Below are 12,285 nucleotides of genomic sequence, written 5' to 3'. Positions count from 1 at the left end.
CCTAAGCCAGTCGTGGCAATGGTCGCCGGTTATGCGATTGGTGGCGGTCATGTGTTGCATCTGATTTGTGATCTGACGATTGCTGCCGACAACGCTCGTTTTGGTCAAACTGGGCCGAAAGTTGGCAGTTTTGATGGCGGTTTTGGCGCTGGATTAATGGCGCGAACGGTCGGATTAAAAAAGGCCAAAGAGATTTGGTTTTTATGTCGTCAATACGATGCAGCAGAAGCATTGGCAATGGGATTAGTGAATACGGTTGTGCCGCTGGCTGAATTGGAAACTGAAACGGTGGCATGGTGTCGGCAAATGAATCGATTATCACCAACGGCATTGCGAGTGCTTAAATCATCATTTAATGCGGATACTGATGGATTGGCGGGTATTCAGGAATTGGCGGGCAATGCAACCGCGCTATTTTATACGACGGCAGAAGGTCAAGAAGGACGCAATGCTTTTCTCGAAAAACGCGCTCCTGATTTTCAGCAATTTCCGCGTCGCCCTTGATCGCGTGATAAAACGCATCATTTCACCTTCAATAGATCAATTCTAAACGCAGTTATAAAAAAGAGCGTAAATGCAGAGTCATGAATGGCAGTCATAGTAAATGGGCAAATATCAAACATCGTAAAGCTGCGCAGGATAAACAGCGCGGCAAGATGTGGACGAAGTTAATTCGTGAAGTGACGGTTGCAGCGCGAGAAAGTGGCGGTGATCCGGGTGCGAATCCGCGTCTACGGCTGGCGATGGACAAGGCATTTGGTGCCAATATGCCGCGTGATACGGTAGAGCGGGCGATCAAGCGCGGCGCTCGGTATGGATGGCGAGAATTACGAGGAGATTCGTTATGAAGGTTACGGTCCCGGCGGCGTTGCCGTGATGGTCGAGTGCATGACCGATAATCGTAATCGCACTGCGTCTGATGTGCGCCACGCCTTCACCAAGCGCGGCGGCAATCTCGGCACGGATGGATCGGTCAATTATCTATTTACAAAACAGGGTGTTATTAGCTTTCAGCCGGGCACTGATGAAGATGCCGTGATTGAAGTCGCACTGGACGCTGGCGCGGAAGATGTGACCACCAACGATGATGGTTCGGTCGATGTGACGACCACGCCGGAAACCTTCGCTGCGGTGAAAGATGCTTTGAGCAAAGCCGGTTTTGATACCGATGCAGCGGAAATCACCTACAACGCGGCGACGTTGGTCGCACTTGAGCAGGATGCAGCGGAAAAGCTGTTGAAAATGATCGAAATGTTGGAAGACCTCGACGACGTGCAGGACGTGTATCACAACGCCGACATCTCCGATGACATCCTCGCTGCGCTCGATGGCTGAACTAAATCCCGTCCTGCGCCAGCGCATTCTCGGGATTGATCCCGGTTCGCGGATCACCGGTTTTGCCATCATCGATTCCGATGGTCAACACAGCGTTTGGATCGCCAGCGGCTGCATTCGCGTCGGCGAACAGCCGTGGCCAGATCGACTCGGCACTCTGTTTGATCGCGTCGCGGCGCTCGTCGCCGAATATCAGCCGCAGATGCTGGCGGTGGAACAATTGATTTTCGCCCGCGATCCCAGCGCGGCGCTCAAATTAGGACAGGCGCGAGGCGCGATTCTCTGCGCCGGAATTAAAGGCGGATTGCCGGTGCAGGAATACGGACCGAAAGCCGTCAAATTAGCAGTGGTTGGTAACGGCAATGCGGAAAAATCGCAAGTGCAACAGATGGTTAAAATCCTGCTGGCGCTGCCTAAGCTCCCGTCTGAAGATGAAGCCGATGCGCTGGCGATTGCCCTCTGTCACGCGCATTCCATGCGGATTCCTGCTCGCCAGCGCGTCACCGCCTCGTGGCGCGATTGGCGACCCTAGCGAGAAATCAACCGCCAGCGCCCCCATTTGAACGGAAACTCAATTATCAATTCAATTGAGATTTCGTTGATTTCATTTCATTGAGATGCCGCAATGCAATACAAGGATTATTACAAAACCCTCGGCGTGGCGCGTACCGCCACTGCAGATGAGATTAAACGCGCTTATCGTCGTTTAGCCCGCAAGTTTCATCCCGATGTCAGTAAAGAACCGGATGCTGAAAATCGCTTTAAAGAAATCAATGAAGCGAATGAAGTGCTGCATGATCCTAAAAAACGTGCGGCCTATGACGCGCTCGGCAGCAATTGGCGAGCGGGTCAAGAATTTCGTCCACCACCGGGCGCAGCGGGCAATGCAGATTTCAACTTTAATGCGGGCGATACGTCTGATTTCAGTGATTTTATTGCCAATATGTTTGGTCGCGCTTTTCGTTCCGAAAGTCGAGAACCATTGCGGCGACGGCGCGGTCAAGATCAAACCTTAAAAGTAACAATTACGTTGGAAGATGCGTATCGTGGCACCACGCGCCAAATCCGGCTTGATGTCCAGAATACCAATAGTAATCAAACGGTTAAATCACGCACGTTAAATGTACGTATTCCTGAAGGCGTGGTGCAGGGGCAACAGATTCGGTTGGCGGGTCAGGGTGCAGCAGGCGTAAATAATGGAGCGGCGGGCGATTTATATCTGGAAATTGAGATTGCGCCGCATCCGTATTTCACAGTGGAAGGGAAAGATATGCAGTTACGGCTGCCGATTACGCCGTGGGAAGCGGCGCTCGGCGCAGCAGTCACCGTACCCACACTCGGCGGCGCAGTGACGTTGAAGATTCCTGCCGGTTCACAAACTGGGCGCAAAATGCGGTTAAAAGGACGCGGTTTGCCCGGTCAACCGCCCGGTGATGTGTTGATATTGTTAGAAATTGTCACGCCACCCGCAACGACTGCGACCGCGCAGGATTTTTATCGGCAGATGGCCGAGCGCCTACCATTTAATCCTCGTGCCGAATTGGATCAACGCGGAGCGGATGGGTGTTAATTCTAAGGTGAGCGGTTAAAATGCTTGCTGCTGTTTCCCCGTCATTTTGAAGTTTTGGATTGAATTTTCTATGAAATCTTTTTCAGCAATCTCATTCTTATGGATGCTCTTATACGCGTTTCCATCATTCACTTTCGCTGCATCGCAACCATCAATTCCTGCACCACCTGAATTGCCAGCAAAAGGCTATTTGCTCATGGATTTCAGCAGTGGAAAACCATTGGTTGAACAAAACGCTGATGAACGCTTAGAACCCGCCAGTTTAACTAAAATCGTCACGGCTTATGTCGTCTTTCGTGAAATCGCCAGCGGCAAAATTCAATTGACTGATCAAGTATTAGTGAGTGAACGTGCATGGCGCACTGGCGGCTCTAAAATGTTTATTCAAGTCGGTTCACGGGTGTCAGTCGAAGATTTATTAAAAGGAATGATGATTCAATCGGGTAATGACGCAGCAATTGCGCTGGCGGAACATGTTGCTGGTAGTGTTGAAGCATTCGCAAATCTAATGAATGATCACGCAAAACGCTTGGGTATGACTGCAAGTCATTACACCAATCCTAATGGCTTGCCCGACCCAGAACTCTATACCACTGCCCGCGATATGGCGCGAGTGACGCTGGCACTGATTCGAGAGTTTCCTGATTATTATGCGTGGTATCGCAATCTCGATTTCACTTATAACAAAATCACACAACAGAATCGCAATCCACTATTAAAACGTGATCCTACTGCGGATGGCGTTAAAACCGGTCATACTAAAGCGGCTGGTTATTGTTTAATTGGTTCAGCGAAACGTGGCGATATGCGCTTGATTTCAGTGGTGATGGGTTCAACAACGCAAAAAGCCCGCGCTGATGCGAGTTTAGCATTATTGAATTACGGGTTTCGCTTTTATGAAAGTTATCGGTTATATCCAGCGAATCAACCCATCATGTCATTTCGGACGTGGTATGGAAATATCGCTGAATTACCCGTTGGTTCAAATGCTGATGTTGTAGCGACTATTCCGCGTGGGTTATACGATAAATTGAGTGCGCATTTAGAAAAGAATCCAGAGTTTATGACGCCGCTTGCACCAATTGCGAAAGGCACGCAAGTCGGCGACATCGTCGTAAACTTTGGTGATGAAGAATTGGTAAGGATGCCATTAGTCGCACTAGAAGAAGTGATAGAAGGCAATTTACTGCGTAAAGCCGTTGATACTGTGTTAAAGCAGTTTTAGGTTGAGTATTATGAATGACAGCAATCATTCTGACGCGCAAGAATTTGGATTTGTATTTCCATGCAGTTTCCCAATTAAAGCAATGGGGCCAGCGAATTGCGGATTAGAAGCAGCAGTGCTGGAAATTATTTACCGTCATGCACCTGAGACAATTGACCCTGCGGTTTCAATTCGCCCCAGTCGTGGTGGTAAGTGGATTTCTATCACCGTGACATTTAATGCAGAAAACCGCGTTCAATTGGATGCAATCTATCAAGATTTGACTGCGCATGAACTGGTGTTATGGGCATTGTAAACGATGGTCAATTACCATTAGAAGTACGTGTTTTTAATGGTTTGCAGGATTATGCAACAACGCTTGCAGCAATGCGTGAATGGACTGCGGCGCGGCAGCCGGACACTACTGATCAAATCTGGTTATTAGAGCATTTTCCAGTATTAACGCTGGGTCAAGCCGGACGTCCTGAACACATTCTTGTGCCAAGCACTATTCCAATTATTCAATCAGATCGCGGCGGTCAGGTGACTTATCACGCGCCTGGTCAATTGGTGGCGTATGTGCTATTGGATTTGCAACGGCGCGGCATTGGTATTAAACGACTAGTGGAATTGCTAGAGCAGAGTGTGATTGATTTGCTGGCATTAAAGGGTGTCATTGCCGAGCGGCGAATAAGTGCGCCCGGCGTTTATGTTGCTAATGCCAAAATTGCGGCGCTGGGGCTGCGGGTGCGGCGCGGTTGCACTTATCACGGTTTGGCGCTCAATGTGGCGATGAATCTCGCGCCTTTTGCGCAGATCAATCCTTGTGGTTATGCCGGTCTGCGGATCACACAACTGGCTGATTTGGTGACGCCGCAGCCCGAAGTTGCTGACGTTGGTCAAACTTGGGTGACAGTGTTTAGTCGTCTACTCGCTGCGCATCAGCAGCATTCTTCTTCAACTTGTTCAAGCAGTTGTAATGCGCCAGTGTCGTTATAATGGATGAACAATTCGCGGATCGCATTGACCTGACTGCCGACGAAATACAGCTCATCCTGACCACGCCGGGCGGTTTCCTCTAGCTTAGTTACAAAATAGGTTTGCCACGGCGCTGGACAGGCTGGGTTGTCAATATGAATGCGCAGCGCAGAAACGATGTGCTGCGCGTGATCATCACAAGCGATGCCGTTAAAGCTGATATAGCGATCGGTCGTTGCTGTATTTTGCACGTTGTATTTCTCAGTAAAATTTGAACGATTGCAAAAAACATTATCAAATTCTTGACAACCTTGCCCGTCATCTGAATAATTAGCGGCTCACCAAGCGCCCGTAGCTCAGTTGGATAGAGTACCTGGCTACGAACCAGGTGGTCGGGAGTTCGAATCTCTCCGGGCGCGCCAATTACATCACGGCCTAGACGATCATCGTCTAGGCCGTTTTTGTTTGCGTTGCAATTATCAGGTGAGCGTGGATACAATGATGGCAATTGCTCAACTGGAACAATTGCCGCGGAGTGGTGATTGAATTGCGGTTATAATTCAAGCGGCTATTAAGTTTTACAATTTGTTTGTTGCGTCAATTTTAGAGATAAATGACATGATTGAAATTCAAAACTATTGGCGCGAACTTGATGAATTGCGGCGCATCGCGGGCGCAGAGAATGAAAGCATGTTACGCGCTGCGTTTCAAAATTTGCTGCGTGATCTTGGTGAACAACAACAATTGATTGTCGTGGCTGAATATCCATTCAAAGCGCCCAACGGAGCCAATTTACGCGCCGATGGTGTGTTATTAGATCGGTTGCGTTTAGTGCATGGCTGGTGGGAAGCGAAAGACGAAAAAGATGATTTAGAGAAAGAAATCGCCGCTAAATTAGCCAAAGGTTATCCCAACGATAACATCATTTTTGAAGATACCCGTACTGCCGTTTTATTGCAGCAAGGCGCAGAAGTGATGCGGTGTGCGGTGACAGATGGCAAAGCATTGAAGCGGTTACTGGATTGCTTTTTTAATTATGAATTGCCAGCAGTGCAGGATTTCCGCATTGCTCGCAGTCAATTCATGGTTGAGTTGCCGGGTGTAGCGCGGGCGTTGAAAGAGTTGTTAGTTGCTGCGCACCGCAATCATGCCGCTTTTCAAGCGCAAGCAACTCAATTCTTTACATTGTGTCAACGGGCAATTGGTGAGCGCGTCACCAATGATCATGTGGATGAAATGCTGATTCAGCATATTCTCACCGATCAAATTTTTCGGGCGATTTTTTCTGATGTTAATTTTCATCAAGAAAACCATTTAGCACGCGCAATCTGTGAATTGGAAAGCACCTTTTTTATGGCGGAACTCGTAAAGAACTATTAAAACGCTTAGAGCCATATTTTGCTGCAATTCGACGTACTGCTGCGAATGCAATTACTTCCGCAGAAAAACAGGATTTTCTCAAGCAAGTTTATGAAGATTTTTATACTGCTTATAATCCCAAAGATGCAGATCGTTTAGGTGTTGTCTATACACCCAGCGAGGCAGTGCGCTTCATTATTGCGGGTTGCGATTGGCTGGCGCAGCAGCATTTTAATAAACGATTGGCGGATTCTGGTTTAGATATTCTTGATCCTTGCACGGGAACCGGCACCTTTATCGTCGATTTAATTGATTATCTGCGCGGTGATAAGAAGGCGTTAATCCGTAAATTTGACGGTGAAATCCACGCTAATGAGATTTCAATTCTACCGTATTACATTTCGTGCTTAAACATTGAACAAGCCTATTATGAAGCAACTGAACAATGGCGTGAATTTAGCGGAGCTTGTTTTGTCAATACTTTGGAAAACTGGGGTTTTCAGTTACAACATAAAGGCGCAGTAAACGATTTATTGGGTAGTATTACCAATGAAAACCAACTGCGCATTTTGAACCAAAATCAATGCACGATTCCGGTGATTTTGGGCAATCCGCCATATAACGCCAACCAGAAAAATGAAAACGACAATAATAAAAATGATCCGGCGTTATTAGCTGATCAACGCATTAAAGAGACTTATCTGGCAGCGAGTACAGCACAGAAAACCAAGCTCTATGATCCTTATGTACGTTTTTTGCGCTGGGCATCAGATCGAATCGGTGAGCAGGGAATTGTTGCATTTATTAGCAATTCTTCTTTTATTGAAGCGAGAGGATTTGACGGGTTTCGTAAAGTGGTCGCGCAGGAATTTCAAGAGATTTGGATTGTTGATCTAAAAGGGAATGCCCGCACCAGCGGCGACCGACGTCGTTGTGAAGGCGGCAATGTATTTGATGATAAAATTCGCGTTGGTATTGCGCTTTATTTTCTCGTGCGCAATCCGGCACTAACGACTGGCTGTGCTATTCATCATTACGCTGTGAATGACTTTTTAACTGCACTTGACAAGCGCCGCTGGTTAAGAGGACATCAGTTGCATAAATTAGCACAAGCTGGTGATTTTCATCGTATTCGCCCCAATAGCAGCAGCAACTGGCTGAATCAACCATACGAAAATTGGAGCAACTGGTTGGCAATAGCCAGCAAAGAAGGAAAGGCGAAAAAAACGGATGAAATAATTTTTCAGCTGTATTCGTTAGGTGTGGTGACCAGTCGGGATGAATGGGTCTATGGATTTAGTGTTCAAGAAGTCACTAAAAAAGTAAAATACTTTATTGGTCACTATGAATCTGTGCGGCGGATTAAAGCAAGTTTTGATGAAAAAATCAAGTGGTCTCGTGCAGTAAAAAACGATCTTCTAAAAAATCACCGTTATGCGTATAACAGCAAACTTTTAACAAAATCTATTTATCGCCCTTTTGTTGCTTTAACGCTTTATTTTTGCAAATTACTCAATGAAATGCCATCATTGCAACATCAGGTATTTGGATTAAAGTATGACAATTTAGCAATTGGCATTTCAGGTACACCGCAGGCAAAACCCTTTCAAACGTTGGCAGTGTCAATGCTGCCCTGTCTTGATTTATTGGAGAAAACCCAGTTTTTACCACTCTGGGTTTATGCCGTTGATGGCTCCAAACATGACAACATCACGAATTGGGCATTAACGCAATTCCAACAGCATTATGCGAATACAGAAATCACCAAGCACGATATTTTTAATTACGTTTACGCCGTGCTGCATGATCCGCGCTATCGGCACAAATTCGCTTTGAATCTCCAAGCAGAATTTCCGCGCATTCCGTTTCATCCTGAATTCACACAATGGGCGGCGATTGGCGCAACGTTAATTCAAGCTCATGCGTATTTTGAGCAAGTCAAACCGTTTTTATTCAAGCGCATAGATCAAAAAACGGGAACGCCTAAATGTCGCTTAAAAGCCGATAAAACAGCGGGATCAATTGAGATTGACGGCGTGACGACTTTGGAAAATATCCCGCCGCAAGCATGGCAGTATCAACTCGGCAATCGTTCGGCGCTGGAATGGGTGTTGGATCAATACAAAGAGAAAACGCCGAAGGATTTAACCATTCGTGAGCAATTTGATACCTATCGTTTTGCCGAGCATAAAGAACAGGTGATTGAATTATTGGCGCGGGTGTGTCAGGTGAGCGTGGACACAATGACGGCAATTGCCCAACTGGAACAATTGCCGTGGAGTGGCGATTAAATGGCGTTTAATTAACGCTCAATTTCTGGTGGACAAATTCCCAACGACACCATAATTAACGCAACATCGGACAATTGCGCACCAATTAACAGCGGTTCCAATAGCGTGAAGGCGTGAACTAATGACGGGCCACGCACTTGCACTCGGCGTAAGAATTCACTGCCATCACCCGCCATGTAATAACTGTATGCACCCCGCGCTGATTCGGTTTGCACAAAGGTCTCACCTTTAGGAATGATAAATTTACGATGTTTGGGCAATTTGCATTGAATCTCACCCGTTGGCGGCATTTGTTCAATCACTTGCCGCAGAATACGAATGCTTTGATACATCTCGGCGCGCGTACTAATGCACGAGCGTAAGCGTCGCCATCGGTTTGAACTGGAATCTCAAATTCTAATTGGTCATACGCCAAATAAGGCATATCACGGCGCACGTCGCGGGCAATACCGCAGCCACGAATTACCGGTCCGCTATAACCATTCGCTATGGCTTCGGCGGGATTGACGACGCCCACATGTTGCAGCCGCTTTTTCACGACCGTATTATCAAAAAATACGCGGTCGTATTCGGGCAACCGCTTGTCTAATTCATCCAGCAATTCACTCAATCGTGTTAATAAACCGTCCGGTAAATCGCGCTTGACGCCGCCCGGATAGATGTACATGTGATACACCCGTCCGCCGGTGATTTCCTCAAATAAATCGAGAATATAATCGCGCTCACCAACCGCCCATTGCGGCACAATTCCATGTCCAATAGAACCGCCTTGACCGGCCAACCATAAATAATGCGCTTGCAGTCGCGCCAGTTCTAAAATCAAGACCCGAATATATTTTGCGCGTTCGCTAATTTCTAAACCGGCGAGCGTTTCAATTCCCCGCGCAAAATTTTCTTCATTCGGATCAGGTTCAGGAACGCAAATACGACACACAATAGTGAATGCTTGAATAACGGTGCGCCGTTCAATGAGTTTTTCAAAACCGCGATGTAAATAACCGACATGCGTGGTCGCTTTAACGATGGTTTCGCCATCAAGATCAAGCTCCAAACTCATATTGCCGGTAACGCCGGGATGCTGCGGACCGTGAAAAATTTTGATCGTTTCGTTCATGCCGCATCTCCATTTGCCGCTGCCGCTTTTTTGGCCTCTTTACGGCGACGAATCGCCTCGCGGACATCCTGATTATCCTCACGCCCGCCGCGCATTTCGTAGGTGTCCTGCACGAATTTCAGCGTGTCAAACTCGCGGCGCATCGGCGGCGTGTGCGCCCAACCTTCCAACATGAAATCGCCGAGGCTGGGATGACCGCTGATCGGAATTCCAAACATTTCATGCAGTTCGCGCTCGAAAATCTCCGCCTGCGGCCATAGCGGGATCGCCGTTTCCAGCGCCGCGCCGTCGCGTCCGAGGTGCGTTTGCACGCCCAACACGCGGTCGCGCTTGGCAGTTTCGAGCACATACGTCAGACCAAACACGCCGTCTTCCATCCAATCGGCGCAGGCAATCGTGGTCAGGGTGACAAAACCGTGACTCTGTTTGAGCAGCCCGAGCAGCGAAAACAGTTGCGCCGGCGGCACACGCACGAACGCTTGCCGCTCGCCGCGCTGCATTTGTTCAATGATTTCAAAGCCATGAAGCTGTGGCAGCAGTGCATCCAACATCAGGCGACGCCTCCGGCGTGATACCAGTCATAGGTGTAATCCGGCGGCATGTTGTCGCCCAAAACGCGGCGCTGATTGGCTTTGTACCAGTCGATATTTGCGCGGTAACGCTCAAAACCGCTGGGTGTACCCGCCGCGATACGTTGTTGCAGCGCCACAAAACCCTCAATCAACGCCTCGGGGCGCGGCATACAGCCGTTGACGTACATATCAACCGGAATGTAATGATCTAACTGTTTGATTGTGTTGTAAGAATCCCAATACATGCCGCCGTTAATCGTGCAACTGCCCAGCCCAATCACATATTTCGGCGCCTGCATTTGCTCATAACTGCGAATGACACGTTTGAGCGTTTTAATCGCAAGATAGCCGCTGATGACCAGCACATCCGCCTGTCGGGGCGTCGCTGCGCCGATAATGCCGAAGCGTTCGGCGTCAAAGCGGCTCGTCATCAACGGGCGCATTTCAATCGCGCCGCAGCCGGTGCCATACGCCAGCACAAACAGGCTGCGCTGGCGAAACCACGCGATCAGCCGATCTAACGCGCCCAGCTCGTTGCCGGATTGCGCGAGCGACGCTTCCAATTGTTGTTGTTCACATTGGAATCCTTCGCAATGTTCGTGGTGATACATATTAACTCCAAGGAAACCAAACGGTTGCAATCACGCCAATGACGCCGAGACCGAGCGGAATTTTCCAAAAAAAGTCCACCGTCTGCTCAGTTCTGAGGCGTGGAAAGCTGGTGCTCACGGCCGCCGTCAATAGAAATAACGCAAACGTTTTGGCAATCAATGCCCAAATCGTCGTCGCTCCACCCAGAAATAAATCGGCAATTAACACCAGTTTTGCCACCGTCATCATCATGTTTTGCGTCATCAATACGCCCAATAACCGTCCGCTGAATTCAACTCGCGGTCCGGCATATACCTCGACTGGCGCACCGACGACATCAAATGGTGACGCATGTTGGCTGGCCATAAACGGCAAAATCATGACAATAAACGCAATTGGATTAGTAATTAAATTCCAATGCGCAAAATCAGTTTGCGCCGCCATGATTGCGTGAACTGATGCGGTTTCATGCTGCACCATCACCAGTGCCAGCCCTAATAAAAACGGCACTTCTAAACCCATTAACCGCGTCAAGCCGCGAGTGACACCCATCACGCCGAATGGATTACCACTCGAACCAACTGCCAGCGCATTGCCGAGCGGGCCGACCACCAACAAATAGATAATTAGAATGAGATTGCCGGAATGGGAAAAGCCTTGCAGCCAATTGGAATCTTTCAAATAGGGCACGAATAACACCGTCGTCACTGCGCCCGCAAAAATAATCATCGGTCCGAAAAAAAACATCGGCCCATGAATAATGGTCTCGGTTTTGAATAAAAACTTCATATTGTCAAAGAAGTTTTGAAAAATGCTCGGTCCCCAACGCCGTTGCACTCGTGCATTGAATTGGCGATAAAAACCGTAAAATAAAAAGCCCATGACATAGCTCATGCCGAGCATAGCGAAGGCGTCAATAATATAATGCGCCATAGAATTCACGCTCCGGTGACGGATTGAATAGTCAAGGTCACGGCGAAAATAAGCACCGCCAATAACAACCACGTTTGCGGATTGCTGCCGTATAGCGTCCCGATCACACCTGCTGCGGCCTGCGTTTGGCGCGTCAAACCGGCGTAAAACCCAGTCGTGGTATGGCGCAAAATCCAGCCAATCAGCGGCACTCGGCGCAATTCACGTCCCATTCCCGCGCCATAATGCAGCGGCGTGTCTGCCGTCGGCACCTCACCGCAGAAACTCAAATCATACGGACTGGCAGCGCGGTGCATGTTCCCGCGAATTAACAGGAATAACGCCGTTATTAAAACAAA

14 protein-coding genes, 1 tRNA gene and 2 pseudogenes are annotated in these 12,285 nt (G+C 48.4%); 10 read left to right on the top strand and 7 right to left on the bottom strand.

Annotated features, from left to right (window positions below; translation table 11 throughout):
• The 7 genes and pseudogenes from CXB77_RS00420 to lipB form a co-directional block, all read left to right on the top strand.
• A partial coding sequence (locus CXB77_RS00420) for an enoyl-CoA hydratase-related protein (RefSeq protein WP_242445293.1) occupies positions 1–504 on the top strand: 504 nt, incomplete at its 5' end.
• Positions 505–584: 80 nt separating this feature from the next.
• Positions 585–1,335: pseudogene (locus tag CXB77_RS00415) on the top strand (YebC/PmpR family DNA-binding transcriptional regulator).
• Complete coding sequence (gene ruvC, locus CXB77_RS00410) at positions 1,328–1,867, top strand: crossover junction endodeoxyribonuclease RuvC (RefSeq protein ID WP_105072366.1); 540 nt, start codon at positions 1,328–1,330, stop codon at positions 1,865–1,867. The pseudogene CXB77_RS00415 and the gene ruvC overlap by 8 nt, the downstream one beginning before the upstream one ends.
• 93 nt (positions 1,868–1,960) lie before the next feature.
• Complete coding sequence (locus CXB77_RS00405) at positions 1,961–2,905, top strand: DnaJ C-terminal domain-containing protein (RefSeq protein WP_105072365.1); 945 nt, start codon at positions 1,961–1,963, stop codon at positions 2,903–2,905.
• A 103-nt stretch (positions 2,906–3,008) separates the two neighbouring features.
• Positions 3,009–4,130 (top strand): D-alanyl-D-alanine carboxypeptidase family protein, encoded by a 1,122-nt coding sequence (locus CXB77_RS00400; RefSeq protein WP_242445292.1) that lies wholly within the window; start codon positions 3,009–3,011, stop codon positions 4,128–4,130.
• Positions 4,131–4,140: 10 nt separating this feature from the next.
• Positions 4,141–4,425 (top strand): YbeD family protein, encoded by a 285-nt coding sequence (locus CXB77_RS00395; protein ID WP_105072363.1) that lies wholly within the window; start codon positions 4,141–4,143, stop codon positions 4,423–4,425.
• A complete protein-coding gene (lipB, locus tag CXB77_RS00390) occupies positions 4,413–5,108 on the top strand; it encodes a lipoyl(octanoyl) transferase LipB (protein ID WP_105072362.1) in 696 nt (231 codons plus the stop codon). Before CXB77_RS00395 ends, lipB begins: the two co-directional genes overlap by 13 nt.
• Here the strand turns inward: lipB and cowN are convergent.
• Entirely contained in the window at positions 5,051–5,338 is a 288-nt protein-coding gene (cowN, locus tag CXB77_RS00385; RefSeq protein WP_105072361.1) for a N(2)-fixation sustaining protein CowN, read from the bottom strand. The two genes, lipB and cowN, sit on opposite strands and share 58 nt — an antisense overlap.
• Positions 5,339–5,432: 94 nt before the next feature.
• On the opposite strand from cowN, the gene CXB77_RS00380 reads away from it, so the two are divergent.
• From CXB77_RS00380 to CXB77_RS00370, 3 genes are all read left to right on the top strand, one after another.
• Positions 5,433–5,509: transfer RNA gene (locus tag CXB77_RS00380), tRNA-Arg, on the top strand.
• Between the two features lie 196 nt (positions 5,510–5,705).
• Positions 5,706–6,467, top strand: coding sequence for a hypothetical protein (locus CXB77_RS00375; protein ID WP_105072360.1), 762 nt, complete (start codon positions 5,706–5,708; stop codon positions 6,465–6,467).
• The gene (locus CXB77_RS00370; protein ID WP_105072359.1) at positions 6,422–8,737 is read left to right on the top strand and encodes a type ISP restriction/modification enzyme; all 2,316 of its coding nucleotides are present in this window, start codon (positions 6,422–6,424) and stop codon (positions 8,735–8,737) included. The genes CXB77_RS00375 and CXB77_RS00370 overlap by 46 nt, the downstream gene beginning before the upstream one ends.
• 11 nt (positions 8,738–8,748) lie before the next feature.
• Here CXB77_RS00370 and CXB77_RS20640 read toward each other — a convergent pair whose 3' ends face one another.
• From CXB77_RS20640 to CXB77_RS00345, 6 genes and pseudogenes are all read right to left on the bottom strand, one after another.
• Positions 8,749–9,069 carry a hypothetical protein gene (locus CXB77_RS20640; RefSeq protein ID WP_242445291.1) on the bottom strand — a complete coding sequence of 107 codons (321 nt, stop codon included), beginning with the start codon at positions 9,067–9,069 and terminating at the stop codon, positions 8,749–8,751.
• Positions 9,036–9,851, bottom strand: coding sequence for an NADH-quinone oxidoreductase subunit D (locus CXB77_RS00365; RefSeq protein WP_242445290.1), 816 nt, complete (start codon positions 9,849–9,851; stop codon positions 9,036–9,038). Before CXB77_RS00365 ends, CXB77_RS20640 begins: the two co-directional genes overlap by 34 nt.
• Entirely contained in the window at positions 9,848–10,402 is a 555-nt protein-coding gene (locus CXB77_RS00360) for an NADH-quinone oxidoreductase subunit C (protein WP_105072358.1), read from the bottom strand. Before CXB77_RS00360 ends, CXB77_RS00365 begins: the two co-directional genes overlap by 4 nt.
• On the bottom strand, positions 10,402–11,034 hold the full coding sequence (gene nuoB, locus CXB77_RS00355) for an NADH-quinone oxidoreductase subunit NuoB (RefSeq protein ID WP_105072357.1): 633 nt from the start codon (positions 11,032–11,034) through the stop codon (positions 10,402–10,404). The genes CXB77_RS00360 and nuoB overlap by 1 nt, the downstream gene beginning before the upstream one ends.
• Before the next feature lies 1 nt (position 11,035).
• Positions 11,036–11,947 carry a respiratory chain complex I subunit 1 family protein gene (locus CXB77_RS00350; protein ID WP_105072356.1) on the bottom strand — a complete coding sequence of 304 codons (912 nt, stop codon included), beginning with the start codon at positions 11,945–11,947 and terminating at the stop codon, positions 11,036–11,038.
• Between the two features lie 5 nt (positions 11,948–11,952).
• Positions 11,953–12,285 (bottom strand): annotated as a pseudogene (locus CXB77_RS00345) (proton-conducting transporter membrane subunit); the annotation flags it as partial.

Source organism: Chromatium okenii, from assembly GCF_002958735.1.
In the GTDB taxonomy this organism is placed as follows: Bacteria; Pseudomonadota; Gammaproteobacteria; order Chromatiales; family Chromatiaceae; genus Chromatium; species Chromatium okenii_A.
Note: the sequence above shows the minus strand (reverse complement) of the source record. Positions and strands in the feature narration are given on the sequence as shown.

Excerpts from the sequence above, each read along its gene's own strand:
- CXB77_RS00360 (WP_105072358.1), bottom strand. The coding sequence starts at position 10,402 with ATGTTGGATGCACTGCTGCCACAGCTTCATGGCTTTGAAATCATTGAA.
- CXB77_RS00395 (WP_105072363.1), top strand. The coding sequence starts at position 4,141 with ATGAATGACAGCAATCATTCTGACGCGCAAGAATTTGGATTTGTATTT.
- nuoB (WP_105072357.1), bottom strand. The coding sequence starts at position 11,034 with ATGTATCACCACGAACATTGCGAAGGATTCCAATGTGAACAACAACAA.
- CXB77_RS00405 (WP_105072365.1), top strand. The coding sequence starts at position 1,961 with ATGCAATACAAGGATTATTACAAAACCCTCGGCGTGGCGCGTACCGCC.
- CXB77_RS00350 (WP_105072356.1), bottom strand. The coding sequence starts at position 11,947 with ATGGCGCATTATATTATTGACGCCTTCGCTATGCTCGGCATGAGCTAT.
- CXB77_RS20640 (WP_242445291.1), bottom strand. The coding sequence starts at position 9,069 with ATGTATCAAAGCATTCGTATTCTGCGGCAAGTGATTGAACAAATGCCG.
- lipB (WP_105072362.1), top strand. The coding sequence starts at position 4,413 with ATGGGCATTGTAAACGATGGTCAATTACCATTAGAAGTACGTGTTTTT.
- CXB77_RS00365 (WP_242445290.1), bottom strand. The coding sequence starts at position 9,851 with ATGAACGAAACGATCAAAATTTTTCACGGTCCGCAGCATCCCGGCGTT.
- ruvC (WP_105072366.1), top strand. The coding sequence starts at position 1,328 with ATGGCTGAACTAAATCCCGTCCTGCGCCAGCGCATTCTCGGGATTGAT.
- CXB77_RS00375 (WP_105072360.1), top strand. The coding sequence starts at position 5,706 with ATGATTGAAATTCAAAACTATTGGCGCGAACTTGATGAATTGCGGCGC.
- CXB77_RS00400 (WP_242445292.1), top strand. The coding sequence starts at position 3,009 with ATGCTCTTATACGCGTTTCCATCATTCACTTTCGCTGCATCGCAACCA.